This window comes from Streptomyces fradiae ATCC 10745 = DSM 40063, from assembly GCF_008704425.1.
Lineage (GTDB): Bacteria > Actinomycetota > Actinomycetes > Streptomycetales > Streptomycetaceae > Streptomyces > Streptomyces fradiae.
In genome coordinates, this window is sequence record NZ_CP023696.1 from 4,363,432 (window position 1) to 4,389,889 (window position 26,458).

The window sequence follows — 26,458 nt, forward strand, 5'->3', positions numbered from 1 at the left end:
CCGCCCCGCCGTACGCCCGCCGACCGTCCGCCGCACTCCGCGCCCACCGCCCGCCCCGCCGCACGGCCACCGTCCGCCCCGCCGTACGCCCACCGCCCGCCCCGCCCCGCGCCCACCATCCGCCCCGTCCCGCGCCGACAGTCCGCCGCACCACGGGCCCACCGTCCGCCCCGCCCCGAGCTGACCGTCCCGCCCCGCGCCGCGCTCACCGGGCCGCCGGGCCGACGCCTTCCTAAGCTGGGGAGGACCGGCATCACCCACAGTGCCCCGACCCGGCGGGAGTCATCACATGCCAGGCGCCATTCACGCCGAGGGTCTGGTGAAGACCTACGGCGACGTACGAGCTCTGGACGGCGTGGACCTCGACGTCCCCGAGGGCACCGTCCTCGGGCTCCTCGGGCCGAACGGCGCGGGGAAGACCACCGCGGTGCGCGTGCTCACCACGCTCTCGCGCCCGGACAGCGGCCGGGCCGTCGTCGCGGGGGTGGACGTCCTCAAGCACCCCGACGAGGTGCGCCGCTCCATCGGCCTCTCCGGCCAGTTCGCCGCCGTCGACGAGTACCTGACCGGCCGCGAGAACCTCCGGATGGTCGGCCAGCTCTACCAGATGACCGGCAAGGCGGCGAAGGCCCGCGCGGCGGAGCTGCTGGAGCGCTTCGGCCTCGCCGACGCCGCCGACCGGCCCGCCAAGACGTACTCGGGAGGCATGCGCCGCCGCCTCGACCTCGCCGCCGCGCTCGTCGTCTCCCCGCCCGTCATGTTCATGGACGAGCCGACGACCGGCCTCGACCCGCGCAACCGCCAGGCCCTGTGGGAGGTCATCCAGGAACTCGTCGCGGGCGGTACGACCCTGCTGCTCACCACCCAGTACCTGGAGGAGGCCGACCACCTGGCCCACGAGATCTGCGTCGTGGACCACGGCCGGGTCATCGCGCGGGGCACCGCCGACCAGCTCAAGGCCCGCACGGGCGGCGAGCGCGTCGAGGTCGTCGTGCACGCGCCCGGCGACCTCCCCGCCGCCCGCGCGGTGCTCGCCGGGTTCGGCCGGGGCGGCACCGTCACCGTGGACGAGCACACGCGCGGGGTCACCGCGCCCGTCAGCGGAGGCGCCAGGCTGCTCGTCGAGGTGATCCGGGAGCTCGACGCGCGCGGCGTGGAGATCGACGACATCGCACTGCGCCGCCCCACCCTCGACGACGTGTTCATCTCGCTCACCGGCCACGCCGCCGAGAACCGTGAGAACGCCGACGACCCGGACCGCCCTGACGACCCTGACCGCCCCGACCACTCCCACGGCCCCGACCATCCCCCCAGCCCCGACCGCCCCCACACCCCCGCCCGGCCCGACGACACCGGCACCCCGGCCACCGGCACCCGGAAGGAGCCCACGCAGTGACGACCGCCGCCACCGCCACCGACACCGCGCGCCCCGCCGCGCCCCGCCCGCGCGGCGGCGTCGCCCGGTCGCTCTCCGACTCCCTCGTGGTCGCCCGGCGCAACCTGATCCGGATGACGCGCATCCCCGAGATGATCCTCTTCAACGTCATCCAGCCGGTCATGTTCGTGGTGCTCTTCACCTACGTCTTCGGCGGCTCGCTGACGGTCGCCGGCACCACCGACCCGGACGTCTACACCAACTTCCTGATGGCCGGCATCTTCGCCCAGACGGTCACCTTCGCCACGGCCGGCTCGGCCGCGGGCATCGCCGACGACATGCAGAAGGGGATCATCGACCGCTTCCGCTCACTGCCCATGGCACGGGGTGCCGTCCTGACCGGCCGCACCGTCGCCGACCTCGTGCAGACGTCGATCACCCTGCTCGTCCTCGCGCTCGTCGCGCTGCTCGTCGGCTGGCGCCCCGGCTCCGCCGAGCCCACCAACGCGGCGAGGGTCCTGGCCGGCTTCGCCCTGCTGCTGCTCCTCGGCTACGCCTTCACCTGGATCGGCGCGCTCATCGGCCTGTCCGTGCGCACCCCGGAGGCGGCGACCTCGGGCGGCATCATCTGGCTCTTCCCCGTCACCTTCGTGTCGAACGCCTTCGTGGACTCCAGCCAGATGGCTCCGTGGCTGCAGCCCGTCGCCGAGTGGAACCCGTTCAGCGCGACGGTCCAGGCGTGCAGGGTGCTGTTCGGGAACCCCGGGGTCGGGGCGTCGGAGGCGTGGCCCATGCAGCACCCCGTGGCCGCGTCGCTCCTGTGGTCGGTGCTGATCGTCGTGGTCTTCCGCACGCTGGCCGTCCGCAAGTACCGCGCGGCCTCCTGACCCGCTCCGGGCCGGACCCCGACCGGCCGGGGCCCGCGCCCATGGCGAAGGGCCGGGCGCGGCACCATCGCGGTGCCGCGCCCGGCCCTTCACCGAGCGCCCGAGCGCCCGAGCGCCCGTATGTCCGTACGTCCGAGCGCCACAGGTGCCGGACGCACCTGCGCGCCGATGCGCCGGATCAGCCCTGGTACGGCTTGGCGTCCAGGATGCGGACCGACGCCGTCTTGCCGTTCGGCAGCTCGTACTCGGCGTCCTCGCCGACCTTCTTGCCGTTCACGCCCGAGCCCAGCGGGGACTGCGGGGAGTAGGTCTCGATGTCGGAGCTGGCGTACTCCCGGGAGGCCAGCAGGAAGGTCACCGTGTCGTCCTCGTCGCCGTCGAAGGCGATCGTCACGACCATGCCGGGAGCCACCACACCCGTCTCGGCGGGGGCCTCACCGACCTTCGCGTGCTCCAGGAGCTGGGTGAGCTGGCGCACCCGCAGCTCCTGCTTGCCCTGCTCCTCCTTGGCCGCGTGGTACCCGCCGTTCTCGCGCAGGTCCCCCTCCTCGCGCGCCGCGGCGATCTTCGCGGCGATCTCGGTTCGCGCGGGACCAGACAGGTACTCCAGCTCGGCCTTGAGCTGGTTGTACGCCTCCTGGGTGAGCCAGGTGACGTTGTCGCTGGTCTGGGTCACAGGTGCTCCTCGTCGGTGCCGGGTATACAAAGCATCGCCCTACCAGAAGCATGCGGCCTTACCGGGAGGGCGAAACCACGAGCCTAACAATTAGGCGCCCGGAAGGGGAGGACGAAAGTCACGGAATAACCGACTCCGCAGGTGGCACGGGGTGCCGTGAGCGGTCCGGCGGCCCCGCGGGGGGCGGTCGGCAGGCCCCGCGCGGGGGTGTCAGTCCGCGGTGCAGCCGAGCAGCTGGGCGGCCGTGGCCCGCTCCGTCGTACGGACCGCGACCACCTCGTCGATCCGCGCCGCGGCCTGGTCGAAGCGGACCTCCTTGCGGCCCACCTCCGCGCCGCTCTCCGCGAGGGCCCGCACCGTGCAGTACCCCTTCGCGCCGTCGGCCTTGCGCACCTCCAGGTGCACGTCCACCCGGTCCGCCGCCGCGATGTCGAACTTGATCATCTCGCCGCTGACCTTCTGGCCCGCGATGTAGTCGTAACCGAACCAGCCGATCAGCGCGAGCAGCCCGGCCCCGAGAACGGCACCGGCGATCTTGAGTCCGCGGTCCGCGCGCGCCTCGGCGGCGCGGCCGTACCGGCCCTCCGGGAGCCGCTCGCCCGTCACGCCCATGATCTTCCTCTCGTACGCCGAACGACGGAATATCCCCCGCGCCGATTCCGTCACTATAGAAGCCGAGCGACCTGACCAATCATTGAGGACCAGTCTTGACTGAGCAGCTGCGACTGATGGCAGTGCACGCCCACCCCGACGACGAGTCGAGCAAGGGCGCGGCCACCATGGCCAAGTACGTGTCCGAGGGGGTGGACGTGCTCGTCGTGACGTGCACGGGCGGCGAGCGCGGCTCCGTCCTCAACCCCAAGCTCCAGGGCGACCCGTACATCGAGGAGAACATCCACGAGGTGCGGCGCAAGGAGATGGACGAGGCGCGGCAGATCCTGGGCGTCCGGCAGGAGTGGCTCGGCTTCGTGGACTCCGGCCTCCCGGAGGGCGACCCGCTGCCGCCGCTGCCGCAGGGGTGCTTCGCGCTGGAGGACGTGGACGAGGCGGCCGGCCGGCTGGTCAGGTCGATCCGGGCGTTCCGCCCGCAGGTGATCACCACCTACGACGAGAACGGCGGCTACCCGCACCCCGACCACATCATGACCCACAAGATCACGATGGTGGCGTTCGACGGGGCGACGGACACCGACAAGTACCCGGAGGCGGAGTTCGGCCCCGCCTGGCAGCCGCTGAAGGTCTACTACAACCAGGGCTTCAACCGCCCGCGCACCCAGGCGCTGCACGACGCGCTGCTGGAGCGCGGCCTGGAGTCGCCGTACGGGGACTGGCTCAAGCGGTGGGAGGAGTTCCAGCGCGCGGAGCGCACGCTCACCACCTTCGTGCCGTGCGCCGACTTCTTCGAGACCCGCGACAAGGCGCTGATCGCCCACCGCACGCAGATCGACCCTGACGGCGGCTGGTTCCACGTCCCCATGGAGATCCAGAAGGAGATCTGGCCGACCGAGGAGTACGAGCTGGCCAGGTCCCTCGTGGACACCGACCTCCCCGAGAGCGACCTGTTCGCGGGCATCCGGGACAATGTCTGACATGAGCGCACACCAGGCACTGACCCAGCTCGTCCCCCTCGCCGCCGAGCTGGACGAGAACAAGGTGACGCCCGGCGTCCTCGGCTTCGTCGTCTTCGCCGTCATGGCCGTCGCCGTGTGGGCCCTGATGAAGTCGATGAACCGGCACATGAACCGGGTCGACTTCGAGGAGGCCCCGGAGCGGCCCGCCCCCGCCCGCCCGACCGGCTCCGCCCCCCGGGAGTAGCCCGCCCCACAGACCGCCGCCGCCGGGACGCCCGCCCCGGCGACGGCGGCCTGCGGGGCATGTCGTTGCGGTGCCCCGTCTGCCGCCGGCCGCCGCCACGGTCAGCCGTGGGGCGGGCCTGGCGTTGTCACCGTTTCTGCTCACCGCTCCGTGTAGCGCAGGAACTGCCAGCCCAGTACGGCCAGGGCGAGCGTCTGTGCGAGCGAGACGGCCACGAGTAAAGGGTGTGCAGCGCGAGAGCACCAGAACGCGGTCACGCAGATCATCGGCAAGGCCAGGTAGGTGAACAGGTCCACAGCGGTTTGAAGGCGCTTCCGTGTGGTGCGGTTCGCGTCGTCGCGGTGATAGGTCTCCCAGGCGAACACCGTGTCGCGGGCGGCGGTGAGCTCGGCCAGCCGTGGGCCCAGCTTGTCGCGGATGTAGCAGCCGATCGTCGAGATCTTCTCGTCGTTGACCAGGTAGGTCCAGCCCAGGACCAGCGAGATCACGGGGACGGCGAGCAGGAGGTGAGACTGCCCGCTCTCGACGGTGATCGCCGCAACCGCGGTAATGGCGGCGAGCGTGAAGTAGAGCAGATTGTCACGGAAGCCTATTCGGGTCTTCTGCTCTTCCTTGATGCGGTCGTATTCGGCCAGTAGGAGTTTGCCCTCGGTCACGTCGTCTGCGGGAGGCACAGCCATTCCTCATCTCGGGTCGGGGGTGGGCCGACGAGCGGGCGGGCAGGGAACCGGTGCTTCTGCTCCCTGCCCGCCCCGAGGTCGCGGAGCGCTCAGTCGGCGGCGTGGAAGGAGGGAATCTTGCCGGGGTTGTTTCGTTCGATCCAGCCCTTTCCGTCCGCCGCGATTCCCTCCAGGAGGCGGAAGGTGTGGACGAAGCCGGCCGCGTTGAGGTTGATCTCGGAGATTTCCTCGGCGTTCTCGTCCGGCGCCAGTTGATGGGCGTCGGCATCCTTGACGCGAATATTCCTGGCCGGTCCGTTGGTGAGGACGAGTTCCAGGTCGTAACCTGTGCGGATGTCCTCGGTCACCTGCACGGAGGACAGGGAATCGAAGCGGTAGTTGCTTCGCTGCTCGTTTCCGCGTTTCCCGTCGGTGAAATCGAATTCCGTGCTGATCTCGCGGACCCCGTCCTGCGTGACCAGGAACAGCCGGAAGCTGTGGCGTGAGTATCGCCAGGGGCCGCCCCTCGCGCGCCCCCGCTTGTAGGGGCGGGCCGGCGTGACCAGGATGGTGTGGGTGATCAGGTCGCGCCAGGTGAGCTGGTAATGCCGAAGGGCTTCGTCGATGAACAGGACCTTGTCGCAGGTGAGCCAGGTCTCCATCTCCGGCTCGGTGGGCCGCGTGGCGTCGAGGAGCGACTTCCATTTCCGGTAGGCGATCTGCCGCTCGGTCATGGAGTTCTCGTAGTTCCGGGTTTCCCTGGCCAGTCGGCGTTCTTCACGCCGGACCTCCAGCCACGAGGTAGCGGCCGCGCGCCCGGACCAGCCCACGCCGATCGCGGCCAGGACGGCGAGGGGCGTCTGCGACGTGCCGGCACCTGAGGCCGCTGTTCCGAGCATGTTCAGGGCCGCCAGGCCGAGAAGGGCGAGAGCGGCCACGGACACGGCCTTCGCCGTGGCCGGAGTCCGGTCCCGGGGGTGGTGATCGAACAGGGTGCCGCTGTTGTGGCGGTCGCGGGCGTCCTCGGCGAGGTGGCGGATCAACCAGTTGACCCGGTCCACCGCGATGCGGCTCTCCCGATAGAGGAGCGCTATCTCCGTGGCGAGGCTGCTGCGGACGTGGGCGGTATGTGCGAGCCAGTCGTGTGTGGTGAATCCATGGGGCGCGCGGATCGCGAAATAGTGGTCGAACGAACTCCGGACGCGCTTGGTGAAACCGTCCCCGGCGATGGCGGGATCGGAGACGGGGGGCTCGGTCGCAGCATCCGGCCTGGCCTCCTGGTACCACCATTCACGGCCGAAGCGGGCGGCGGTCCAGCTCGCACCGAGCACCACCAGCAACTCGAGAACTGCCTCGGCCGGGTCTGCGACCAGAGCCAGGATCCAGAGGAGCGCGCTGCTGACGGCGAACAGGGCCGCTCGGATGGGGAAGGCGGCCTGGGCGGCGTCAGCGGTGCTCGGGCGGGGCGGCAGGGCCCGGGGCCCGATCGGGTCGGGTTCGAAGTAGGCCCAGATTCGCCGTATCCGGTCGTTGCCGAAGCGATCCGCCTTGGCCCGCTCGCGGTTCTCCGCCCACAGATCGTCCTTCAGCCCTCCCGAGAGCACGAGGTCGAGGTGACGGAGGATCGCCTCGCTCTGGTGCAGCGGAAGGTCCCGTAGTCGCTCCAGTACGCGCCCTGTGTCGCCGCCGTCCGCGGCGCTGAGCATCGCCAGCAGCTCGAAGATGAGGTGCAGGGCGTCCTTCCACTCTCCCGCTGCGTAGGCGCGTACGAGCCCGGAGGCATGGTGCAGCCGCTGAACCTCTTCGGCGTCGAGGTCGTGGTAAGCGCGTGCACTGAGCATGGCGAGCACCCAGTGGAAGCGGACCTCCGCGTTGTCGTATCCGTGAGTGATCGCGTCGGTGAACATCTCGCGGGCACGGCTGGGGATGCCATTCTCCAGGAGCCGCACGCCGACCCTGTACTTCTCCTCAGGAGAGGCGTCGGGATGAACGAAGTACACATTGGAGTTGTGCACGGTCTCGGCCTGGATTCCGACGGTGGAATCGTATGCCGCCGAGTGGTGCGTGAAACCGTAGCCGTCGCTCATGCCAAGCCGCCCGCCGCATCGATCAGGGGCGTCAGCCTGTCCGCCAGTGGGGGATGCTCCGAGACGAGGCCGCGCAGCCTCTTGAGGGCCAGGACCGTCCGCTTGGACGATTCGGGAGCCTTCCTTGCCGCCGCCTGGCGGGCGGAGCCCAGATCGACCAGTGCCTCGCGGAAGGTGTCCTCGTCGAGAGCGCCCTCCGCGTGGTGCAGCATCAGGTCCGCGCGGAGACCGTCCAGCTCCGCGACCAGATCCTTCGGACTGGTGTCCTCGGGGTTCGCGTTGAGATAGACGTTGCTGCCCTGGACCGAGCTGGCCATGATGCCGACGGTGCTGTGATGGGCCGTGTTGCTGACGTGCCCGGCGGGTCGGCCGGCCGAGCGGTCCGCACCGGCCCGAGGGGTGGTGGACTGCTCCTGGTCGCTCACCAGTTCCACGGCCAGCCGTGTGGCGAAGGCCGCCGCGTTGGCCGCGGCCCGCGGCTGCTGGCTACGGTCCTTCGCGCTGCTCTTCGTGCCGTCCGCTCGATCGCTGATTCCCCGGATGATCGCGACCGGCGCGCCGTTGAGGTGACCGGCCTGGGCCACGCCCGCGGCCTCCATCTCGATGGCGAGGGCGTCGTTGTAGTGCTGCCGGATCCACCGGGCCTCGGCCGAGATCCTCGAGTTCTGCACGATCTCGCCGGCGGCGATCGCGCCGAAGCGCACCTGCGGTGCACGTCCCCGGCCGGGCCCTCCGTCAGTCCAGTCGTTCACGCGGGCCAGATGCGCGGCGAGCTGGCTGATGTCGTGTGGCGCCTCCCACACCCGGGGGCGGGCCTTGAGCCCGTCGTCCTCGCTGGTCCCGCCCTGGTAGGCGTACACATGCGTCGCCACCACCACGTCGCCCAGCCTGGCGCTGTCCCACAGGGCGCCGGCGACGCCGACGAACAACACGGCTACCGGCGAGAACTCCTGAATGGCGCGCTCAGCGATCACTGCGGCGGATTGATTCCCCTTGCTCGTCAGGCCGAGCGCGACACGGCACGAGGTGCCCCGCACGGTTCCCACCTCGAAGCGCGTCCCCCGCTCATGCCGGTGTAACCGGGGATCGGCCAGCCTCTGGTGTACGGCCTGGTACTCGAGGTTCAGGGCGGTGAGAACCACCACCAGGTCTTTCCGCATCTCTCTACCCTTCCGTTCCTGTGTTCTCGGCCGTCGTGGATGACGCGGGCCGGATCAGCGGCGGGAACAACGCGGCCTGCGGCCCGGCCCGGTACAGGCGTGCGGGCCGGCCTCCCGTCGCTTTTCGACTCGAACCGGCGGGCACGATGAACCCGTTCGCCGCTTTGACTTTCCGATAGAAATTGCGGGTGTCGATCTCGACACCCCAGACCGCCTCGTACACCTGCTGCAACTCGACAATGGTGAAGGTCTCTGCGCAGAAGGCTGTGGCAAGTGCCGAGAATTCGAGCTTGGTACGTGCCTGTTCTATGCCGTCCGTCGCGATCCGGCGGTGATCGAAGGCCAGCTCCACCTCACCGGACAGGATGGAGTCCGCGGGCACCCACGCGGCATCGGCGGCATCCGTACCCGCGACCGGGTCGGGGAGGCTCGGCGCGATCGCCAGGTGGGCCATGGAGACGACCCGCCCCCGTGGGTCGCGCCCCGGATCTCCGTACGTGGCGTACTGCTCGAGATGCACGCAGTCGGCGGTCAGGGAGGTTTCCTCCCTCAGCTCGCGATGGGCGGCGTCCAGGATGCCCTCGCCCTCGTGGTTCAGGAATCCGCCGGGCAGAGCCCGTATGCCCCGATAGGGATCCTCGCCGCGCTCCACGAGAAGGACGCACAGCCGACCTTCGCGCAGCGTCAGGATCACGAGGTCGACCGTGAGGAGTACGGACGGCGGTGACCAGCTGTCAGTTGGCATGCGCAGCACCGTACTTCAGTAACTGTCACTCACACAAGAAGGGGGGTTCGCGAGGCCCGTCCTTGCCGTGGCTGAGCATCGTCGTCACGCGCAGGGCCGCCGAGTGGGTCGGCCTGACGGCCGCCAGCAAGGGCGGAGGGTATGGCCTGAGCGTCTGAGAACGGGACCGTCCTGAAGCCCGTTGCGCCGACGAGTGCTCCACGGACCCGGGGAGCGGGCCGCCGTGGTGCGCGCGGTGCGGGGCGTTCCTCGAGCCCTCCCGGTCCACCGGTCGAGGGCTGTGGCGGTGCGGTGCCGCCAGTCGCCGGCCGGTCCAGCCGTGTGAACCCGGAGCCGGAGCCCTTCGGCCCGCTCGCGCGTCGCCCCTGTGGCGCATGGGCGGGGCGGAGGCGGTGTGCGCAAGGATGAGGGTATGCCGAACCGACTTGCGCAGGCCACGTCCCCGTACCTCCTCCAGCACGCGGACAACCCCGTCGACTGGTGGCCATGGGAGACCGACGCGTTCGAGGAAGCCCGGCGGCGCGACGTCCCCGTGTTCTTGAGCGTCGGCTACAGCGCCTGCCACTGGTGCCACGTCATGGCGCACGAGTCCTTCGAGGACGGCGACACCGCCGCGTACCTGAACGAGCACTTCGTGTCCGTCAAGGTGGACCGCGAGGAGCGGCCCGATGTGGACGCCGTGTACATGGAGGCCGTGCAGGCCGCCACCGGGCAGGGCGGCTGGCCCATGTCCGTGTTCATGACGCCGGACGGGGAGCCCTTCTACTTCGGCACCTACTTCCCGCCCGCCCCCCGGCACGGCATGCCGTCCTTCCGCCAGGTGCTTGAAGGCGTGCACCACGCCTGGACGAGCCGACGGGGCGAGGTGGGAGAAGTCGCGGGGAAGATCACTCGGGACCTTGCCGGGCGAGAGCTGAGTACGGGGGATGCCGGGACGCCCACCGAGGAGACCCAGGCTCTGGCCCTCCTCCAACTGACCCGGGACATCGATCCTGCGAGCGGGTGGTTCAAGGGAGACACCAAGTTCCCGCCGTCGATGGTGATCGAGTTCCTGTTGCGCCACCACGCGCGGGCCGGCTCCGTGGCAGCGCTGGAGATGGTGGAAGGGCTGTGCGGCGCGATGGCTCGTTCGAGCCTGTACGACCAGGTGGGAGGCGGATTCCACCGGTACGTGCTCACGCCGAGGGCCGGTGGGCCTTTGGTGCCCCACTTCGAGAAGATGCTCTATGACAACGCGCTCCTGTGCCGGGTGTACACGCATCTGTGGCGGGCCACCGGCAGTGACCTCGCGCGGCGGGTCGCGCTGGAGACCGCCGACTTCATGGTGCGCGAGCTGCGCACGCCCGAGGGCGGGTTCGCGTCCGCGCTGGACGCCGACTCCGACGACGGCACCGGGCGGCACGTCGAGGGCGCGTACTACGTGTGGACCCCCGCGCAACTGCGCGAGGCGCTGGGCGAGGACGACGCCGCGTACGCCGCGCGGCTCCACGGCGTGACCGAGGAGGGCACCTTCGAGGAGGGCGCCTCCGTGCTCCGGCTCCCGCAGGATGCCGGGGTCGCCGACGCGGAGCGGCTGTCCGGCATCCGCGCGCGGCTGCTCGCCGCGCGGGACCAGCGGCCCAGGCCGGGCCGGGACGACAAGGTGGTCGCCGCGTGGAACGGCCTCGCCGTCGCCGCGCTCGCCGAGGCCGGGGCCTGCTTCGACCGCCCCGACCTGGTGGAGCGCGCCACCGAGGCGGCCGACCTGCTGGTGCGGGTCCACCTCGACGAGGGCGGGCGGCTCGCCCGCACCTCCAGGGACGGGCGCTCCGGCGGGCACGCCGGGGTGCTGGAGGACTACGGCGACGTGGCGGAGGGCTTCCTCGCGCTGGCCGCCGTCACCGGCGAGGGGGTCTGGCTGGAGTTCGCCGGCCTGCTGCTCGGCATCGTGCTGGACCGGTTCCGCGGCGAGGGCGGCGAGCTGTTCGACACCGCGCACGACGCCGAGCCGCTGATCCGCCGCCCCCAGGACCCCACCGACAACGCGGCCCCGTCCGGCTGGACCGCCGCCGCGGGGGCGCTGCTGTCGTACGCCGCGCACACCGGGTCGGAGGCGCACCGGACCGCCGCGGAGCGGGCGCTCGCCGTGGTCGGGGCGCTCGGCCCGCGCGCGCCCCGGTTCATCGGCTGGGGCCTCGCGGTGGCGGAGGCGCTGCTGGACGGGCCCCGCGAGGTGGCCGTCGCCGGTCCGGCGGGCGACCCGGACCGGGCCGCCCTGCACCGGGTGGCGCTGCGGGGCACGGCGCCGGGCGCGGTGGTCGCGGTGGGCGAGCCGGACGGTGGGGAGTTCCCGCTGCTGCGGGACCGGCCGCTGGTGGACGGGCGCCCGGCCGCGTACGTGTGCCGCCACTTCACCTGCGAGGCTCCGACGACGGACGCGGACCGGCTCGCCCGGCAGCTCGGCGCCCGCTGACGGGGGAGGCGGCGGGAGGCGGCCGGTGGCGGCGGGGCGCGGGGCCGGGTGTCCGACGGTGCCGTCTCATGGGATCGGTTCCACCGGTGTCCGCCGCGCCCCGCCGCGGCACGCGGCGGCTGTGCCGCCCGACCGGTCCGGCCGGTCGGGTCGCGACGGCACCGGGAACGGTCTGGGTCGCGGAGGCGGAGAGCCGTCGGCGCCGACTCCGTTCGTGACCCGAAGGAACTCCAGCTTCTCGGCGTCGAGGGAGCCCGCGGCCACCGTGTAGACCAGGAGACGCACGTCGCAGCCCGGGACGGTGAGCACATCGCAGTCGCACACCACGTCGCCGACCCGGGGATGCACGACGGTCTTGCGGACCGACGCATGCAGACCGACCGCGCCCTCGTCCCACAGGCGGGCGAAGTCCGCACGGGTGGAGCGCAGTTCCTCCACGAGCTCGACCAGTCCACGGTCGTGGGGATAGGTGACGAGGGCCGCACGCAGGTCGGCGACGAGGGCGGAGTGCAGGATGTCGCCGTCCTGCCGCACGGGCCAGGCGGCGAGCCCCCTGGGCCCCGAGGCGAAGGCAGCCCGCACCAGATTCCGTTCGGTGTGTGTCCGTCCGCCGGGGTCGCCCAGCAGTGCTGCCCAAGCCGGAGTCCAGGACAGCAGGGTCCAGTCGGCGCTGAACACGCCCGCGGGCAGGTCCCCGAGACGCGCCAGCATCCGCTGGACCCCCGCCGGAACACGGGTGGAGATCGTCCCGTCGTGCGGGGGCAGGAGGCCGGCCAGCCGGTAGGCGTGATCGCGCTCCTCGGGCTCCAGGCGCAGCGCCCGGGCCAGGCTCGCGACGACCTGCGCCGACGGGTTCCTGGCGCGCCCCTGTTCCAGCCGCACCACGTAGTCGACGGAGAGCCCGGCGAGTTCGGCCAGTTCCTCGCGCCTCAGCCCGGCCGCGCGCCGTCCGGGCCGCGCAGTCCGCCCGATGTCCACGGGGGAAAGCCGGTCGCGCCAGCGGCGCAGCGCCGTGCCAAGGGTCTCGTCCACTCGGCCATTGTGTCCGCCGGGCGGCCGCTGTGCCTGGTACCGGCAGTCCTACCGTCGCGGAGGGCGCTGGTGCCCCGTCTCTCCCCCAGTCGAGAGTGAACGCATGACGACCACATTCATCACGGGTGCCAACAGGTCCCTCGGGTACGAGACCGCCCGCCGGCTGAAGGAGGCAGGCCACACCGTCATCGTCGGTGCGCGCGACCCCCGGCGCGGCCAGGCGGCCGCCGACGCACTCGGTGCCCGGTTCGTACGGATCGACGTGACCGACGACGCGTCCGTGGCCGCGGCCGCCGCCGACGTCGGGGCTCACGAGGGGAGCGTCGACGTCCTGGTCAACAACGCGGGAATCCTGGGCACCCACGACGCCGCCGACCAGATCACGGCCGCCGACGCCAGGGCGGTGTTCGAGGTCAACGTCGTGGGGATCGTCCGCGTGACGCACGCGTTCCTTCCCCTCCTGCGGAAGTCGGCGAACCCGGTCATCGTCAATGTGTCGAGCGGCATGGGCTCCTTCGCGGCCACCCATGACACCGGGCGCGTCGAGGGCCGGTTCGTGGTACCGCTCTACACGGCGTCGAAGGCTGCCGTGACCATGCTGACCACGCAGTACGCGAAGGCCTGGCCGGACGTGAAGGTGAACGCGGCCGACCCCGGCTACACGGCGACCGACTTCAACGGCCACAGCGGCCCGCAGACGGTGACCGAGGGGACCGACGCGATCGTCGCACTCGCCACCATCGGGAGGGACGGGCCGACCGGGGCCTTCCGTGACCGGCACGGCGCGATGGCCTGGTAGCGCTCCCGGACGGTTCGGAAGAAGACGGCCGGTCCCGCCTCTCCGCCGTGCCGGGGCCCGGCGCGGCGGGCCGGCCGGGAGACCTGTGATCCGGTTGACCGGCCCGGCCGGCGCCCCAGGGCGAGGAGGGCCGCACCCTCGTTCGGCGCGGTCGCCACCGTCCCGCTGCGCCCTGTCCGGGCGGCGCGAGACCGGGTCCGGCCGAGGACGCGACGAAGACGGTTCGGGCCCGGCCCGCGCGAGGAGGTGAGGCGTCCCGTCTAGCCGTGCTCGTACGCGACCAGGGAGATGCCCACGTAGTGCACCGCGAACGCCGCCAGCGTCAGGGAGTGGAACACCTCGTGGAAGCCGAACCAGCGCGGTGACGGGTTCGGGCGCTTCAGCCCGTACACCATCCCGCCGACGCTGTAGAGGACCCCGCCGACCACGACGAGGACCAGCACCGCGATGCCGCCCTCGCGCAGGAAGTCCGGCAGGAAGAAGACGGCCGCCCAGCCCATGGCGATGTAGCACGGTGTGTAGAGCCAGCGCGGGGCGCCGACCCAGAAGACGCGGAACGCGATGCCCGCAGCCGCGGCGGCCCAGACGGCCCACAGCAGCACCCGCGCGGTGGAGTCCGGGAGCAGGAGCAGCGTCAGCGGGGTATACGTCCCCGCGATGATCAGGAAGATGTTGGCGTGGTCCAGCCGGCGCAGCACGGCCGTGGCGCGCGGGCCCCAGTTCCCCCGGTGGTACAGGGCGCTCACGCCGAAGAGGAGGCACGCCGTGAGCACGTAGACGCCGCAGGCGATGCGGCCGCGCGTCGAGTCGGCGAGGGCGGTGAGCACCAGCCCGGCGATGAGGACGGCGGGGAACATCCCCGCGTGCAGCCAGCCGCGCAGCCGCGGCTTGAGGGGCGAGTGGCTCGGAGTGCTGTCGGCTTCGGACTGCTCGGTCACGGCGGCGGTCATGCCGGAATGCTACCGACGCCGCCGTGGGAGGGGGACACACGTGGCGATGCTCACGTGAGGGGCCCTCTGGACATATGCGCATTCCCGTCGGATGATCAAATGAGTGCGGTCGGCACCGGATGAGCGCGCACAACGCAGCGTCCGGGTCGCAGCCCCCACGGGGCACCAACCACAAACCCCTCAACAAGGAGCAACCGTGGCGCGCGAGAACGCGGCTCCCAGCACCGTCCCCACCCAGCACCAGGCCCTGCGGGCCTGGGTCGACGAGATCGCGGCGATCACGCAGCCGGACCAGGTGGTCTGGTGCGACGGCTCCGAGGCCGAGTACGAGCGCCTGTGCGAAGAGCTCGTGGCCAAGGGCACGTTCAGGAAGCTGGACCCGGTCAAGCGCCCCCACTCGTACTACGCCGCCTCCGACCCGACCGACGTCGCGCGCGTCGAGGACCGCACCTTCATCTGCTCCGAGAAGGAGGAGGACGCGGGCCCGACCAACCACTGGAAGGCCCCCGCCGAGATGCGCGAGGTCTTCGCCGGGGAGCAGGGGATCTTCCGCGGCTCGATGCGGGGCCGCACCATGTACGTCGTCCCGTTCTGCATGGGCCCCCTCGGCTCCCCGCTCTCCGCGATCGGCGTCGAGATCACCGACTCCGCCTACGTCGCGGTCTCCATGCGCACCATGACCCGCATGGGCCAGGCCGTGCTGGACGAGCTGGGCGACGACGGCTTCTTCGTCAAGGCCGTCCACACCCTCGGCGCCCCGCTGGAGCCCGGCCAGGCCGACGTCCCGTGGCCGTGCAACTCCACCAAGTACATCTCGCACTTCCCCGAGACCCGCGAGATCTGGTCCTACGGCTCCGGCTACGGCGGCAACGCCCTGCTCGGCAAGAAGTGCTACGCCCTGCGCATCGCGTCCGTCATGGCCCGCGACGAGGGCTGGCTCGCCGAGCACATGCTCATCCTGAAGCTGACCCCGCCGCAGGGCGAGGCCAAGTACGTCGCCGCCGCCTTCCCGTCCGCGTGCGGCAAGACGAACCTCGCGATGCTGGAGCCCACGATCTCCGGCTGGACCGTCGAGACCATCGGCGACGACATCGCCTGGATGCGGTTCGGCGAGGACGGCCGGCTGTACGCGATCAACCCCGAGGCGGGCTTCTTCGGCGTCGCGCCGGGCACCGGCGAGCACACCAACGCCAACGCCATGAAGACCCTGTGGGGCAACGCCGTCTTCACCAACGTCGCGCTCACCGACGACGGCGACGTGTGGTGGGAGGGCATGACCGAGGAGACGCCCGCCCACCTGACCGACTGGAAGGGCAACGACTGGACGCCGGAGTCCGGCACCCCGGCCGCCCACCCGAACGCCCGCTTCACCGTGCCCGCCTCGCAGTGCCCGATCATCGCGCCCGAGTGGGAGGACCCCAAGGGCGTCCCGATCTCCGCGATCCTCTTCGGTGGCCGCCGCGCCTCCGCCGTCCCGCTGGTCACCGAGTCCTTCGACTGGCAGCACGGCGTCTTCCTCGGCGCCAACGTCGCCTCCGAGAAGACGGCCGCCGCCGAGGGCAAGGTCGGCGAGCTGCGCCGCGACCCCTTCGCGATGCTGCCCTTCTGCGGCTACAACATGGGCGACTACATGGCCCACTGGATCAAGGTCGGCAAGAGCGCCGACCAGGCGAAGCTGCCGAAGATCTACTACGTGAACTGGTTCCGCAAGAACGACGCGGGCAAGTTCGTGTGGCCGGGCTTCGGCGAGAACAGCCGCGTCCTGAAGTGGATCGTCGAGCGCCTGGACGGCAGGGCCGGGGGCGTCGAGACCCCGATCGGCATCCTGCCGGCGCGCGACGCGCTCGACACCGACGGCCTCGACCTGCCGGAGGAGGACCTCGACTTCCTGCTCAAGGTCGACGCCGACGTGTGGCGCGAGGAGGCGGCCCTCATCCCCGACCACCTGAACACCTTCGGCGACCACACGCCGAAGGAGCTGTGGGACGAGTACCGGGCGCTCGTCTCCCGCCTGGGCTGACCCGGCCCCGCAGACCCGCGGCCGGGCCGACCGACAACGCCCTGACCTGTGGAGTCACCCGGCCGGGCCGCGGCCGGTGAGAACCCCCGGAACGGCACCCGCCGTTCCGGGGGTTCGTCTCGTCCCGGGGGCCGGGTTCGTCGTTCGTGGTGGGTGGGGGGTTCCGGCGCGGACGTGGTCTCCTCGCGGGTGCGGCCCGCGGGCGCTGCGGTGCCTCGCGGGTGCCGGTCGGGCGGTGCCGGTCAGGTCGTCGTGCGGGTCGGGCCGTGCCGGTCAGGTCGTCGTGCCGGTCAGGCCGTGCCGACCAGGCCGGCCGCGTCCAGGGCCGCCGCGTGGGCGTCCATGCGCTCGGCGGCGAGGATGGCGGCGGCGGTGTCGGCGCGGGAGGCCGCGACGACCAGGGCGCGTCCGGCGAGGGTGTGGGCGCGGCGGTGGAGCGCGGGGGTGTCCGCGCCGGTCAGCCCGGCGTGCCGGGCGGGCGGGGCGCCGCGCAGCCGGGCCACCTGCCGGGCGATGCGCTCGGCCGCGGCGCGGTCGCCCAGCTCGTCGGTGACGGCGAGCAGCGCCGCCAGGTGCCCGGCGAGCTGGATGTCCAGCTCCTCCTCGCGGGAGCGGTGCGGGAACCGGCCGTGGTCGTCGTCGGCCGTCCGGTGGACCGACTTGGTGCGGATCGGTTCGTACATGGGGACGGCCTCCTGCTCTTGGACAGGAGACCATCCTACATTGGAACCAGTCTAAAGTTGAGTTCGGGCCAAGGTTCGGGGCGCCGGGCCGCCGGGGTGCGGGGTGGGGCCGGCGGCGGCGTCAGTGCTGGCCGTAGCCGTCCAGGAAGGTGCCGATCCGGGTCACCGCGTCGACCAGCTCCGTGGTGTTCGGCAGCGTCACGATCCGGAAGTGGTCCGGCTCGTGCCAGTTGAAGCCCGTCCCGTGCACCACCATGATCTTCTCCGCGCGCAGCAGGTCGAGGACCATCTGCCGGTCGTCCTTGATCTTGTAGACCGCCGGGTCCAGGCGCGGGAACAGGTACAGCGCGCCCTTCGGCTTCACGCAGCTCACACCCGGGATGTCGATCAGCCGCTCGTACGCCGCGTTCCGCTGCTCCAGCAGCCGGCCGCCCGGCGCGACCAGCGCCTCTATCGACTGGCGGCCCTGCAGGGCGGCGGCGATAGCGTGCTGCGCCGGCATGTTGGCGCACAGGCGCATGTTGGCCAGGATCGTCAGGCCCTCGATGTACGAGGAGGCGTGCGCCTTGGGGCCGCACACCGCGAGCCAGCCGCTGCGGTAGCCGGCCACCCGGTAGTTCTTGGACATGCCGTTGAACGTCAGGCACAGCAGGTCCGGGGCGATCGCGGCGGTCGGGGTGTGGGTGGCGCCGTCGTAGAGGATCTTGTCGTAGATCTCGTCCGAGCACACGACCAGGTTGTGGCGGCGGGCGATCTCGGTGAGGCCGCGCAGCATCTCGTCGTCGTAGACGGCGCCCGTCGGGTTGTTCGGGTTGATGATCACCAGTGCCTTGGTGCGGTCGGTGATCTTCCGCTCGATGTCGGCCAGGTCGGGCATCCAGTCGGACTGCTCGTCGCACCGGTAGTGCACCGGCGTACCGCCCGACAGGGCGACGGACGCCGTCCACAGCGGGTAGTCCGGGGCGGGCACCAGGACCTCGTCGCCGTCGTCCAGCAGCGCCTGCATCGCCATCTGGATCAGCTCGGAGACGCCGTTGCCGAGGTAGACGTCCTCGACGGAGAGGTGGATGCCCTTGGTCTCGTAGTGGCTCATCACCGCCCGGCGCGCCGACAGCAGGCCCTTCGCGTCGCCGTACCCGTGGGCGTCGCGCAGGTTGCGCAGGACGTCCTCCAGGATGGCGGGCGGGCACTCGAAGCCGAAGGCGGCCGGGTTGCCCGTGTTGAGCTTCAGGATCCGGTGACCCGCCGCCTCCAGCCGCATCGCCTCGTCGAGCACCGGGCCGCGGATCTCGTAGCAGACGTTGGCGAGCTTCGTTGACTGGATGACCTGCATGCTCGGAGCTTACGGGCGCCCGGCGCCCGATGCCCCGTGTTTTGCGCCACGCCGCGTCCGGGTGCCGGGCGGTGCGGGGCCGCGTGGAGCTGCGTGGAGGCCGCCTGGGGCCGCGCGTGGGGGGCCGGCAAGGGCGGGTGGGTTTCCGGTGCGGGCGGGTAGGTTGGTCGCCCATGTGGTCCTTGAGGAGCGTCGCCGGATGCAGGCGGCTGGGCGCTGTCGGCTCGGTCGGGGTGGCCCTGGGCGGATGGGCCGCCGGAAGCATGCCGGCCCGCGACCCGTGGGGCCTGTGGTTCGCGCGGGCGCAGGACACCGCGCGGCCCGGCGTGCTCCTCGCCCTGGCCGGGCTCACCCTCCTGGTCGTCGCCTGGTGGAGGTACGGCCGCCTCGTCGCCGCCGGCGCCGCCGTCGGCGGCCGGGCCACCGCCGTGACGCTCGGCTGGTGGGCCGCGCCGCTGCTCCTCGCCCCGCCCCTGTACAGCGCCGACGTCTACAGCTACATCGCGCAGGGCGCCATGGTCGTCGAGGGCCACGACGTGTACCGCCTGGGGCCGTCGGTCCTGGCGCCCGACGGCATCGGCGGGGCCGCCGCCGCCAGCGTCGGGGGGCACTGGACGGACACCCCCGCCCCGTACGGCCCGGTGTTCCTGCTCCTCGCCGAGCTGGTCGCCGTCGTGACGGCCGGCAGCATCGTGCCGGCCGTGCTCGGCATGCGACTCGCCGCCCTGGCCGCGCTCGCCCTGCTGTTCTGGGGGCTGCTCCGGCTCGCGCCGCGCGGGTCCACCTCCGGCGCCCTGTGGCTGGGCGTCCTCAACCCGCTGCTCCTCGTCCACGTCGTCGGCGGCCTCCACAACGACGGGCTCATGGCCGGGCTGGTCCTCGCCGGCACCGCGCTCGCCGTGCGCCGGGGCCGCTGGGTCGCGGGCACCGTCCTCGTCGCCCTCGCCATGATGATCAAGACGCCGGCGGGGCTCGCGCTGCTGTTCATCGGCGTCGTCGTCGGCCGCGAGACGGCCGGCCCGCTGATACGGCGCGTCGCCAAGGGCGTGCTCGGCCCCGGCGCGGTCGCCGCCGGTGTCGCCGCCGCGGCGACGCTGGGCGCGGGCACCGGCTTCGGCTGGCTGCGCACCCAGAGCGTCGCCGGGACCATCCACACCGCCCTGTCCCTCACCAGCGACCTGGGCGCCGCCCTCGGCGAGTCCATGTACTACCTGTCCGGCGCCGAACCGGACCCGGTCAAGCGGGCCGTGCAGGCCATGGGCCTCACCCTGGCCCTCGCCCTCGTCGCGTACCTCGCCTCCTGCGTGGCGCGCGGCCGGGTGGACCCGCTGCACGCCCTGGGCCTCGCCTTCCTCGCGCTCGTCGCGCTCTCCCCGATGGTCCAGCCCTGGTACCTGCTGTGGGCCGTGCCGCCGCTCGCCGCCACCGCCTGGAACGGCCGCACCGGCCGCGCCGTCACCGTCCTGTCGGCCGGCCTGGTGTACGTCACCGCGCCGGACGGCCGCACCCCGGCGTACGGCTTCGCCCTGGCCGCCGTCGCCTGCGCGATCGGCGCCCACCTCCTGCTGCGCCGCTCCGACTTCGCGGGCGGGGTGTGGCTGCCGTCCCCGCGCCGCGCGGAGGAACGCGAACCCTCCCGGGCCTGAGGCCGGGGGGCGGTGCGGTGCGGGTCGGTGCGGGTCGGGGCGGTCGGGCTCGGCCGGGTCCGGTGCGGTCGGGGTGGTCCGGTAGGGGGGGCGGTGCGAGGGCGGCGGGTTCCTGGCGGTGCGGCCTGGGCGGGGCGGTCGGTACGAGGGGGCCGGTCCGGGCGGGGCGGGGGCGGTCAGGCCGTGCGGCGTACCGAGCGGCCCGCCAGCACGTCCGTGCGCCGCCCGTCGCGCACCGCGAACCGCCCGTTCACCAGCACGTGCGGTATCCCGACCGGCAGGGTGCGGGGCGCCGCGAACGTGGCGCCCGCCGCCACCGTCTCCGGGTCGAACAGCACCAGGTCCGCCCGGTACCCCTCCCGCACGAGCCCCCGGTCCGCGAGCCGCAGCCGCGCCGCCGGGCGGGACGTCAGGTGCGCCACCGCCTCCTCCAGCGACAGCACCCCCAGCTCCCGCACGTACCGCCCCAGGTAGTGCGGGAAGGTGCCGTACGCCCGCGGGTGCGGCTTCGCGCCGTGCAGGATGCCGTCCGAGCCGCCCGTGTGCACCCGGTGCCGCATGATCGCCCGTACGTTGCCCTCGTGCCCCACGTGCTGGAGCACCGCCGTGCCGAGCCGGTCGGCCAGCAGCAGCCGCCGCGCCTCCGCCCAGCCCGCCGGCCGCGACCCGACGTACCGCCCCAGCGCCGGGTCGGAGACGCCCGACACCTCCACCGTGCCCCAGTCCACCGGGACGCCGTGGCAGCCGTCCGACCCGGTCACCTCCAGCGCGTGCCCGATCCGCCCGGCCACCTCGTCGTCCCGCAGCCGCGCCAGCAGCGCCTCCGGGCCGCCCTCGTGCGCCCACCCCGGCAGCAGCGCCGCCAGCGTCGTGCACCCCGGCGTGTACGGGTACGAGTCGAGCGTCACGTCCACGCCGTCCGCCAGCGCCCCGTCCAGCAGCGCCAGCAGCTCGGGAGCGCGGCCCTCGTTCACGCCGAAGTTCAGGGTGGCGTGCGCCAGGTGCAGGGCGCAGCCCGTCTCCCGGGCCAGGTCCAGCATCTCCGCGTACGCCCCGAGCGCGCCCGCCCCGTACGAGCGGTGGTGCGGGCAGTGGTAGCCGCCGTACCCGGCGACGACCCGGCACAGCGCGGCCAGCTCGCCCCGGTCCGCGTACATGCCCGGCGGGTACGTGAGCCCCGACGACATGCCGACCGCCCCCTCCCGGAGGCCCTGGGCGACGAGCCGCCGCATCCGGTCCAGCTCGGCGCCGGTCGGCGGGCGGTCCGCCCACCCCATCGCGTACGCCCGCACCGTTCCGTGCGGCACCAGGTAGGCGGCGTTCACCGCGATGCCCTGCCCGCCGAAGCCCCGGTCGAGGCGGTCCAGGTAGTCGCCGACGGTCCGCCAGTCCGGGCCGGTGTCCGCGAGGTCGCCGTTCCAGCCCGCGATGGCCGCCCGGACCTCGTCCAGCGTCCGGTCGTCCACCGGCGCGTACGACAGGCCGTCCTGCCCGAGGACCTCCAGCGTCACGCCCTGCGCGACCTTCGCCTCGTGCGCCGGGTCCCGCAGCAGCGCCAGGTCGCTGTGGGCGTGCATGTCCACGAACCCGGGCGCCAGCACCAGCCCCGCCGCGTCCAGCGTCCGGGCGCCCGACAGCGGCCGTCCGCCCCCGCCCCGTCCGCCCCCGCCCCGTCCGCCCCCGCCCCGTCCCCCGCCGCCGCCCTCGCGGCGTACGGCGGCGACGCGGCCCCCGGAGACGCCCACGTCCGCCCGGTACGACGGCCCGCCCGTGCCGTCCACGACCCGGGCGCCCCTGATGACCAGCTCCACGACGGCCCCCGCCCCGGCCTCAGAAGAACGTGCGGACGTAGTCGACCGCCGTGCCGTCCGCCGCCACGACCGGGATCAGCGGCCACTTCTCGAACACCGTGCACGGGTGCGCGAGGCCCAGCCCCACCCAGTCCCCGACCTCCAGGCCCCCGCAGCCCTCCGGGGCACCGCCCGCCGTACCGCCCGCCGCGCCGTCGGCGCCCCCGACGGGGGCCGGGTCCGCGCCCCGTGCCCGGGCCGCCGGGTCCGCCCCGTCCGCCGGGGCCGTGCGCAGCCACACGTGCTGGTCCGACAGGGCCGTCACCGCCAGCCCCTCCGCCGGGCGGACCACCCCGTCCCGGCCGGACCGCACCAGCAGCGGTACGGGCAGAGCCAGGTCGTACGACACGTCCCGCTTGCCCGCGTTCAGGAACGCCTCGCCCGGCGTGGGCCGGGACACCACCTGCGCCCACAGCAGGAACGCGGGCGCCAGCGCGCCCTCGTCCGGCACCCGGTTGAACGGCGTCAGCCGCTCGTAGTGGCCGTGGTCGTGCGACACGTACGCCCCCGAGCGCAGCAGCTTCAGGACCGGCGCCGACAGCTCCGGCACCTCGGCGAAGACCTCCGCCACCGCGTCGAACCACTCGCTGCCGCCCGCGCTGAGGACGATCTCCTCCGCGTCCGCGAACAGGCCCCGGCCGTCCAGCTCCGCCGCCAGTGCCACCAGTCGCCGCAGCCACGCCCGTACGGCCCGCGGGGACGCGTCCGGCACCTGCGCCTCGTACCCGGCGACGCCGACCAGGCGCAGCGACGCGGCCCGCGCCGCCGCCCCGGCCACCTCCAGCGCCGCCGCTTCGGTGCGCACCCCGGTCCGGGCGCCCTCGCCCGCCGCGAGCTCGACCACCACGTCCACCGGCCGGGCCGCCCCGGCCAGCGCCTCGTCCATCAGCTCGACGCCGCGCACCGAGTCGACGTAGCAGACGAAGCGGAACCCCGGGTCGTCCGCGAGCTGCCCGGCCACCCAGCGCAGCGCCGCCGCGTCGACCAGCTCGTTGGCGAGGAACACCCGGCCCACCCCGAACGCCCGGCACACCCGCACCTGGTGGGGGACGGCCACGGTGATGCCCCAGGCCCCGTGCGCCAGCTGGCGGGCGAACAACCGCGGCGCCATCGTCGTCTTCCCGTGCGGCGCGAACGCCAGGCCGTGGCGCGCCGCGTACGTCCCGAGCAGCGCCAGGTTGTGCTCCAGCGACTCGGCGGAGAGCGTGAGCAGGGGGGTGGTGAAGCCGCCGGTGAAGACGTTCCGCCGCTGGGCGGCCAGCTCATCGGCCGTCAGGCCGTCCGCGTCGGGCGGGAGGCCCTTGAAGCGGTGGTCGAGGCGCTCGTCGCCCAGCCGCGCGGCGAGGGCGCCGGGCGTGGAGGGGGAGGGGGTGGAGCCGGGGGAGGGGGCGGCTCCGGGGGTGGAGCCGGGTGCGGAGCCGGGTGCGGGTGGCTGGGCGGCGGCGGCCATGGGGCCTCCCTTTCGTTGCGCATGGTGCAACGGTCGTTGCGGGTCGTGCTCGTCGGTGTCTAGCATCCGGGCGGACGGCGGGTCAATGGTCCCGGGCGGAAGGCGGGCCGGACAGCGGTGGGCCGGCCGGGCGGACGGGCGGGTGGACCGACGGGCGGGCCGACGGACGGGCGGGCGGGCGGACGGGCGGACTGAAGGACGGGCGGACTGAAGGACGGGCGGGGGAGGGCGATGGGCGGGTCGGGGCGGGAGACGGACGGGCCGGGCGGGGCCGTGGGGCCGCCGCCGGGGCGGGCGGTGGGCGGTGCGGTGCGCGGTGGTACGGCGGGAGCCCCCGACGTGGTCTGCCTGGGCGAGTCCATGGTGGCCTTCCTGCCGTCCCGGCCCGGCCGGCTCGCCGACGTGCCGGCGTTCACCCGCGCGGTGGGCGGCGCCGAGTCCAACACCGCCTGCGCCCTGGCCGCCGCCGGGCACCGGGTGCGCTGGATCAGCCGGGTCGGCGCCGACGGGTTCGGCGACCACCTGGTGGCCGCCGTCGCCGCGTACGGGGTGGACGTGTCGGGGGTGCGCCGGGACCCGCACCGGCCGACCGGGGTGTACTTCCGCACGGCCGCCGACCGCGCCGGCGCCGCGCACGAGGTGGTCTACCACCGGGCCGGCTCGGCCGCGTCCGCGATGTCCCCGCGGAACATCCCGTACGAGGAGGCGACGGCCGGGCGGGTGCTGCACCTGACCGGCATCACCCCGGCGCTCTCGCCCGGCTGCCGGGACCTCGTGGCCGCGCTCACCGCCCGGCGCCCCGGCCGGCCCCTGGTCTCCTTCGACCTGAACCACCGCCCGTCCCTGTGGCCCGACCCGGCGACGGCGCGGCGCGTCCTGCTCGAACTGGCGCGCGGCGCCGACCTGGTGTTCGCGGGGGAGGACGAGGCGGCCGACGCGCTGGACCTGCACGGCCCGGACGCCGTGCGGGAGGCCCTCCCGGAGCCTGCGGTGCTGGTCGTCAAAGCGGGCGCCGCGGGGGCGACCGCGTTCGCGCGCGAGGCGGTGACCGGGCACGACGTACGGGTGCGGGTGCCCGCGCCGCGCGTGGAGGTCGTCTCGTACGCCGGGGCCGGGGACGCCTTCGCGGCCGGGTACCTCGACGCGGCCCTGCGCGGCCTGCCGCTCGCGGCCCGGCTGGCGCACGGCCACCGGGCGGCGGCGGCCGTCCTCGCCGTGCCGGGCGACCTCGCCCCGCCGCCCGGCCCCGCCGCGCCCGTACCCGTGCCCGCGCCCGCCCCGCCGGTGGCGGGACCCGCGGCGGCGCCCGCGACGGGACCCGGCGGGCGGGTGGGCGGCGGGGGAGCGGACTGCGGGAGACTGCGTCCAGGACCCCGGCGGCCACAGACGGGGCCGGACGACGACGAGGAGGTACGCACGCGATGAGCCAGACCGTCGACCGGGCGCTGAGCATCCTGCCGCTGCTCGCCCGGGGCCCCGCCGACCTGGGGCAGGTCGCCGCGCGGCTCGGCGTCCACAAGTCGACCGCCCTGCGCCTGCTGCGCACCCTGCACGAGCACGGCCTCGTGCACCGGCAGCAGGACCAGCGCTACCGGCTCGGCGCCCGCCTCTTCGCGCTCGCCCACGAGGCCGCCGAGAGCCTCGACGTGCGGGAGGTCGCCCACCCGCACCTGGTCCGGCTCAACGAGGAGACCGGCCACACCGTCCACCTCGCCGTCCGCGAGGGCGACGAGGTGCTGTACATCGACAAGGTGGAGAGCCGCTACCCGGTGCGGATGTACTCGCGGATCGGCCGCCCCGTCGCCGTCACGGTGGCCGCCGTCGCCAAGGTCGTCCTCGCCGACCTGCCCGAGCCGGAGCTGCACGCCCTGACCGCCCGTCTCGACTACCCCCGGTACACGCCCCGTTCGACGCCGGACGCCGCCGCCTTCCGCGCGGAGCTGGCGACCGTACGCGAACAGGGCTGGGCCGCCGACCTCGGCGGCCACGAGGAGTCCATCAACTGCGTCGCCGCCCCGGTGCGCGGCCCCGACGGCCGCGTCGCCGCCGCCCTGTCGGTGTCCGCGCCCAGCGTGGTCGTCACCGCGGAGGAACTCCTCGCCCTCCTCCCCCGCGTGCGCGCCGCCGCGCGCGCCGCCGGCGACGACTACCGCGGTACCGCACCCCCGAAGACCACGTAGACGAGCGAGAGAGCCGAGAGGGACGAGAGAGGCGAGATGAGCGAGAACGACGAGATGACCGGGACGGACGGCATGAGCGGGATGAGCGGGGCGAACGAGGCGAGCGGGCCGGACGCGACGGGCGTGACGGGCGTGACGGGTGCGGCGGGCGTGACAGGTCCGACGGATGTGGCGGGCAGGGCGGGTGCGCCGGGCGCGGGCGCCGGGCGGGGCGGCACGGGCGGGAAGACCGCCGTCACTCCGCCCACCCACGCCGCCCCGCCCGCCCGCTTCTCGCACGGCGTCCGCAAGGGCGGCATCCTCCAGGTCGCCGGACAGGTCGGCTTCCTCCCGGCCGCGCCCGGCGAGCCGCCGGCCGTGGCGGGCCCCACGCTGCGCGAGCAGACCCGCCAGACCCTCGCCAACGTCGAGGCGGTCCTCACCGAGGCGGGCGCGACCTGGGACGACGTGGTCATGCTGCGGGTGTACCTGACGGACGTGGCCCACTTCGCCGAGATGAACGAGGTCTACGACGCGTACCTGGCGGACGTGGCGGTGCCGCCCGCCCGCACCACGGTCTACGTCGGCCTGCCGCAGGGGCTCCTCGTCGAGATCGACGCCCTCGCCGTACTGGACTGACGGCGAGGGCGCGGGGCCGGAGGCCGGGGGCGGGCGGGCCC

General features: G+C 73.5%; 23 protein-coding genes. 11 read left to right on the forward strand and 12 right to left on the reverse strand.

Annotated features, from left to right (window positions below):
* Positions 1–289: 289 nt before the first annotated feature.
* The gene (locus CP974_RS19645; RefSeq protein ID WP_078915528.1) at positions 290–1,396 is read left to right on the forward strand and encodes an ATP-binding cassette domain-containing protein; all 1,107 of its coding nucleotides are present in this window, start codon (positions 290–292) and stop codon (positions 1,394–1,396) included.
* Positions 1,393–2,262, forward strand: coding sequence for an ABC transporter permease (locus CP974_RS19650; protein ID WP_031130535.1), 870 nt, complete (start codon positions 1,393–1,395; stop codon positions 2,260–2,262). The genes CP974_RS19645 and CP974_RS19650 overlap by 4 nt, the downstream gene beginning before the upstream one ends.
* Positions 2,263–2,440: 178 nt before the next feature.
* Here the strand turns inward: CP974_RS19650 and greA are convergent, their stop codons facing one another.
* Both greA and CP974_RS19660 read right to left on the reverse strand, forming a co-directional pair.
* On the reverse strand, positions 2,441–2,938 hold the full coding sequence (gene greA / locus CP974_RS19655; protein WP_031130533.1) for a transcription elongation factor GreA: 498 nt from the start codon (positions 2,936–2,938) through the stop codon (positions 2,441–2,443).
* A gap of 210 nt (positions 2,939–3,148) precedes the next feature.
* Positions 3,149–3,550 (reverse strand): DUF4307 domain-containing protein, encoded by a 402-nt coding sequence (locus CP974_RS19660; protein ID WP_031130531.1) that lies wholly within the window; start codon positions 3,548–3,550, stop codon positions 3,149–3,151.
* Between the two features lie 95 nt (positions 3,551–3,645).
* Between CP974_RS19660 and mca the strand changes: the two genes are divergently transcribed.
* Positions 3,646–4,527, forward strand: a complete 882-nt coding sequence (mca, locus tag CP974_RS19665; RefSeq protein WP_037937574.1) for a mycothiol conjugate amidase Mca — start codon at positions 3,646–3,648, stop codon at positions 4,525–4,527.
* The gene (locus CP974_RS19670) at positions 4,520–4,753 is read left to right on the forward strand and encodes a hypothetical protein (RefSeq protein WP_037937571.1); all 234 of its coding nucleotides are present in this window, start codon (positions 4,520–4,522) and stop codon (positions 4,751–4,753) included. The genes mca and CP974_RS19670 overlap by 8 nt, the downstream gene beginning before the upstream one ends.
* A 140-nt stretch (positions 4,754–4,893) precedes the next feature.
* Here the strand turns inward: CP974_RS19670 and CP974_RS19675 are convergent, their stop codons facing one another.
* From CP974_RS19675 to CP974_RS19690, 4 genes are all read right to left on the reverse strand, one after another.
* A complete protein-coding gene (locus tag CP974_RS19675) occupies positions 4,894–5,433 on the reverse strand; it encodes a hypothetical protein (protein WP_031130526.1) in 540 nt (179 codons plus the stop codon).
* An 89-nt stretch (positions 5,434–5,522) separates the two neighbouring features.
* Entirely contained in the window at positions 5,523–7,499 is a 1,977-nt protein-coding gene (locus tag CP974_RS19680; protein WP_031130524.1) for a hypothetical protein, read from the reverse strand.
* A complete protein-coding gene (locus CP974_RS19685) occupies positions 7,496–8,659 on the reverse strand; it encodes a 5'-methylthioadenosine/S-adenosylhomocysteine nucleosidase family protein (RefSeq protein WP_031130522.1) in 1,164 nt (387 codons plus the stop codon). The genes CP974_RS19680 and CP974_RS19685 overlap by 4 nt, the downstream gene beginning before the upstream one ends.
* A 4-nt stretch (positions 8,660–8,663) precedes the next feature.
* On the reverse strand, positions 8,664–9,404 hold the full coding sequence (locus CP974_RS19690) for an NUDIX hydrolase (RefSeq protein WP_031130520.1): 741 nt from the start codon (positions 9,402–9,404) through the stop codon (positions 8,664–8,666).
* Positions 9,405–9,816: 412 nt separating this feature from the next.
* Here CP974_RS19690 and CP974_RS19695 point away from each other — a divergent pair, with 412 nt between their 5' ends.
* The gene (locus tag CP974_RS19695; protein ID WP_031130518.1) at positions 9,817–11,856 is read left to right on the forward strand and encodes a thioredoxin domain-containing protein; all 2,040 of its coding nucleotides are present in this window, start codon (positions 9,817–9,819) and stop codon (positions 11,854–11,856) included.
* A 66-nt stretch (positions 11,857–11,922) separates the two neighbouring features.
* Here CP974_RS19695 and CP974_RS19700 read toward each other — a convergent pair whose 3' ends face one another.
* The gene (locus CP974_RS19700) at positions 11,923–12,888 is read right to left on the reverse strand and encodes a helix-turn-helix domain-containing protein (RefSeq protein WP_078915527.1); all 966 of its coding nucleotides are present in this window, start codon (positions 12,886–12,888) and stop codon (positions 11,923–11,925) included.
* Between the two features lie 103 nt (positions 12,889–12,991).
* Here CP974_RS19700 and CP974_RS19705 point away from each other — a divergent pair, with 103 nt between their 5' ends.
* Positions 12,992–13,687, forward strand: coding sequence for an SDR family NAD(P)-dependent oxidoreductase (locus CP974_RS19705; RefSeq protein WP_031130515.1), 696 nt, complete (start codon positions 12,992–12,994; stop codon positions 13,685–13,687).
* 260 nt (positions 13,688–13,947) lie between these two features.
* Here CP974_RS19705 and trhA read toward each other — a convergent pair whose 3' ends face one another.
* Positions 13,948–14,637, reverse strand: a complete 690-nt coding sequence (gene trhA / locus CP974_RS19710; protein ID WP_031130513.1) for a PAQR family membrane homeostasis protein TrhA — start codon at positions 14,635–14,637, stop codon at positions 13,948–13,950.
* Positions 14,638–14,833: 196 nt separating this feature from the next.
* Between trhA and CP974_RS19715 the strand changes: the two genes are divergently transcribed.
* Positions 14,834–16,657, forward strand: a complete 1,824-nt coding sequence (locus tag CP974_RS19715) for a phosphoenolpyruvate carboxykinase (GTP) (protein ID WP_031130511.1) — start codon at positions 14,834–14,836, stop codon at positions 16,655–16,657.
* Positions 16,658–16,947: 290 nt separating this feature from the next.
* Here CP974_RS19715 and CP974_RS19720 read toward each other — a convergent pair whose 3' ends face one another.
* Entirely contained in the window at positions 16,948–17,340 is a 393-nt protein-coding gene (locus CP974_RS19720) for an SCO4983 family protein (RefSeq protein ID WP_031130510.1), read from the reverse strand.
* Positions 17,341–17,461: 121 nt separating this feature from the next.
* Positions 17,462–18,673 carry a pyridoxal phosphate-dependent aminotransferase gene (locus tag CP974_RS19725; RefSeq protein WP_031130508.1) on the reverse strand — a complete coding sequence of 404 codons (1,212 nt, stop codon included), beginning with the start codon at positions 18,671–18,673 and terminating at the stop codon, positions 17,462–17,464.
* Positions 18,674–18,846: 173 nt separating this feature from the next.
* Between CP974_RS19725 and mptB the strand changes: the two genes are divergently transcribed.
* Positions 18,847–20,319 (forward strand): polyprenol phosphomannose-dependent alpha 1,6 mannosyltransferase MptB, encoded by a 1,473-nt coding sequence (gene mptB, locus CP974_RS19730; protein WP_031130506.1) that lies wholly within the window; start codon positions 18,847–18,849, stop codon positions 20,317–20,319.
* A 176-nt stretch (positions 20,320–20,495) separates the two neighbouring features.
* On the opposite strand, the gene CP974_RS19735 is transcribed toward mptB, so the two are convergent.
* Together CP974_RS19735 and CP974_RS19740 are read right to left on the reverse strand one after the other, a co-directional pair.
* Positions 20,496–22,130: an N-acyl-D-amino-acid deacylase family protein gene (locus CP974_RS19735; RefSeq protein WP_031130504.1), complete on the reverse strand. Its 1,635-nt coding sequence runs from the start codon at positions 22,128–22,130 to the stop codon at positions 20,496–20,498.
* Positions 22,131–22,149: 19 nt separating this feature from the next.
* A complete protein-coding gene (locus CP974_RS19740; RefSeq protein WP_223844462.1) occupies positions 22,150–23,619 on the reverse strand; it encodes an alanine racemase in 1,470 nt (489 codons plus the stop codon).
* Positions 23,620–23,850: 231 nt separating this feature from the next.
* Here CP974_RS19740 and CP974_RS19750 point away from each other — a divergent pair, with 231 nt between their 5' ends.
* The 3 genes from CP974_RS19750 (at position 23,851) to CP974_RS19760 (ending at position 26,417) form a co-directional block, all read left to right on the forward strand.
* On the forward strand, positions 23,851–25,044 hold the full coding sequence (locus CP974_RS19750) for a sugar kinase (RefSeq protein ID WP_150485836.1): 1,194 nt from the start codon (positions 23,851–23,853) through the stop codon (positions 25,042–25,044).
* The gene (locus CP974_RS19755) at positions 25,041–25,799 is read left to right on the forward strand and encodes an IclR family transcriptional regulator (RefSeq protein WP_031131527.1); all 759 of its coding nucleotides are present in this window, start codon (positions 25,041–25,043) and stop codon (positions 25,797–25,799) included. Before CP974_RS19750 ends, CP974_RS19755 begins: the two co-directional genes overlap by 4 nt.
* 168 nt (positions 25,800–25,967) lie before the next feature.
* The gene (locus CP974_RS19760; RefSeq protein ID WP_051839385.1) at positions 25,968–26,417 is read left to right on the forward strand and encodes a RidA family protein; all 450 of its coding nucleotides are present in this window, start codon (positions 25,968–25,970) and stop codon (positions 26,415–26,417) included.
* The last annotated feature ends 41 nt before the right edge of the window (positions 26,418–26,458 follow it).

Coding starts and splice junctions, on each gene's coding strand:
- CP974_RS19645 (WP_078915528.1), top strand. CDS start 290: ATGCCAGGCGCCATTCACGCCGAGGGTCTGGTGAAGACCTACGGCGAC.
- CP974_RS19660 (WP_031130531.1), bottom strand. CDS start 3,550: ATGGGCGTGACGGGCGAGCGGCTCCCGGAGGGCCGGTACGGCCGCGCC.
- CP974_RS19670 (WP_037937571.1), top strand. CDS start 4,520: ATGTCTGACATGAGCGCACACCAGGCACTGACCCAGCTCGTCCCCCTC.
- CP974_RS19675 (WP_031130526.1), bottom strand. CDS start 5,433: ATGGCTGTGCCTCCCGCAGACGACGTGACCGAGGGCAAACTCCTACTG.
- CP974_RS19680 (WP_031130524.1), bottom strand. CDS start 7,499: ATGAGCGACGGCTACGGTTTCACGCACCACTCGGCGGCATACGATTCC.
- CP974_RS19685 (WP_031130522.1), bottom strand. CDS start 8,659: ATGCGGAAAGACCTGGTGGTGGTTCTCACCGCCCTGAACCTCGAGTAC.
- CP974_RS19690 (WP_031130520.1), bottom strand. CDS start 9,404: ATGCCAACTGACAGCTGGTCACCGCCGTCCGTACTCCTCACGGTCGAC.
- CP974_RS19695 (WP_031130518.1), top strand. CDS start 9,817: ATGCCGAACCGACTTGCGCAGGCCACGTCCCCGTACCTCCTCCAGCAC.
- CP974_RS19705 (WP_031130515.1), top strand. CDS start 12,992: ATGACGACCACATTCATCACGGGTGCCAACAGGTCCCTCGGGTACGAG.
- trhA (WP_031130513.1), bottom strand. CDS start 14,637: ATGACCGCCGCCGTGACCGAGCAGTCCGAAGCCGACAGCACTCCGAGC.
- CP974_RS19720 (WP_031130510.1), bottom strand. CDS start 17,340: ATGTACGAACCGATCCGCACCAAGTCGGTCCACCGGACGGCCGACGAC.
- CP974_RS19725 (WP_031130508.1), bottom strand. CDS start 18,673: ATGCAGGTCATCCAGTCAACGAAGCTCGCCAACGTCTGCTACGAGATC.
- mptB (WP_031130506.1), top strand. CDS start 18,847: ATGTGGTCCTTGAGGAGCGTCGCCGGATGCAGGCGGCTGGGCGCTGTC.
- CP974_RS19740 (WP_223844462.1), bottom strand. CDS start 23,619: ATGGCCGCCGCCGCCCAGCCACCCGCACCCGGCTCCGCACCCGGCTCC.
- CP974_RS19750 (WP_150485836.1), top strand. CDS start 23,851: ATGGGCGGGTCGGGGCGGGAGACGGACGGGCCGGGCGGGGCCGTGGGG.
- CP974_RS19755 (WP_031131527.1), top strand. CDS start 25,041: ATGAGCCAGACCGTCGACCGGGCGCTGAGCATCCTGCCGCTGCTCGCC.